Source organism: Calidithermus chliarophilus DSM 9957, from assembly GCF_000430045.1.
Taxonomy (GTDB): domain Bacteria; phylum Deinococcota; class Deinococci; order Deinococcales; family Thermaceae; genus Calidithermus; species Calidithermus chliarophilus.
This window is the reverse complement of sequence record NZ_KE387023.1, coordinates 1,515,691-1,516,790: the sequence shown is the minus strand read 5'-3', so window position 1 is coordinate 1,516,790 and position 1,100 is coordinate 1,515,691. Positions and strand designations below refer to the sequence as shown.

Sequence of the window (1,100 nt, the reverse complement as noted above, 5' to 3'; positions counted from 1 at the left end):
CCGCTTCGTCAGCTCGAGCGAGCGCGGCGGGAGCGGGCGCGGCCGCTCCTCGCGGTAGGGAAAGAGTTCCTGGTGGAGGGCACCGCTCCGGGTGGGGCGGTGCCCTCCGTGCCGAGGTGAAGCATGCGGGTGATGAACGCGATGGACTTCTTCGTCCGCGAGCTCGACGAGTTGCTCAGCGTGGAGCGCACCCTGATGCAGGGTTACCGCGGCATGCGCGAGCAGGCCCACGACCCCCGGCTCGGGCAATTGCTCGGCGAACGCCTGCAGGCCGCCGAGGAGCACGTCCTCAACCTGCGGCTGGCCTTCGAGCAATTGGGGCGCGAGCCGCTCGGTGAGGCCAGCCCGGGCGCCTCGGGCATCGTCGAGGGCTACCGCCTGACCTCCAGGCGGCTCGAGCGCCCCGAACTCGCCGACTTGCTGATCACGGGGGCGGCCCTGCGGGCGGCGAGCTACGAGGTCGCCGGCTACATGGGCCTCATGGAGCTCGCGCGCGACACGAGGCTGGCGCGGGTGGTGGGGCTGTTGCGGGAGAACCTCGACGACGAGGTCGCCTTCTCCCAGCGCCTCGCCAACCTCAGCGTGCACCTCGCCCGGCGGCTATGGGAAGCCGAGGACGGCGGGCAGGCCGAGCCCCGTGCTTCGTGAGGCGGGCGATAACCCGAAAGTGTAGACCCCCAGCCCCACCTTTCCCTGATGCCCTTTCCCCGCGGCCTGGCGACACTGAATTCAGGGTCGCGCTTCGCCAGGCTCGGCTGCCCGCACGGGTTTGTACCGCAAGACCTCCTTGGTTGGACACGGAGCCACCGCGACCCGGCTCCTCTGGAACCGACCTCCTGAAACTCCCTTAAAACGGTCGGCCAGCCTGGCGAAGCGTGCCCCACCCGATCCGGGATCAGGAGGTGGCCGCGTGCAACAGACCGCGCTGGGGCTGTTCGACGAACCCGCTCGAGCCGAGCGGGCCGTGCAGGCTTTGGCGACCGCCGGGGTGCCCCGCGAGCGCATCGTGGCCCTGAGCGCCGCCGCCGAGCACGTCGCCGCGTTGGCCCGCTCCGTCGGCCTGCGGCTGGCCGGGGAGGCCGAGCTCCAGCCGGCGCTGG

The 1,100-nt window shown here is 71.6% G+C and carries 2 protein-coding genes; both read left to right on the top strand.

The window, feature by feature from the left end; all coding sequences use genetic code 11:
• Nucleotides 1–123 precede the first annotated feature (123 nt).
• On the top strand, nt 124–648 hold the full coding sequence (locus MEICH_RS0107310) for a DUF892 family protein (protein WP_084542221.1): 525 nt from the start codon (nt 124–126) through the stop codon (nt 646–648).
• Nucleotides 649–910: 262 nt separating this feature from the next.
• On the top strand, nt 911–1,100 hold a 190-nt coding region (locus MEICH_RS29225), incomplete at its 3' end, for a hypothetical protein (protein WP_036218445.1).

Excerpts from the sequence above, each read along its gene's own strand:
- MEICH_RS0107310 (WP_084542221.1), top strand. The coding sequence starts at position 124 with ATGCGGGTGATGAACGCGATGGACTTCTTCGTCCGCGAGCTCGACGAG.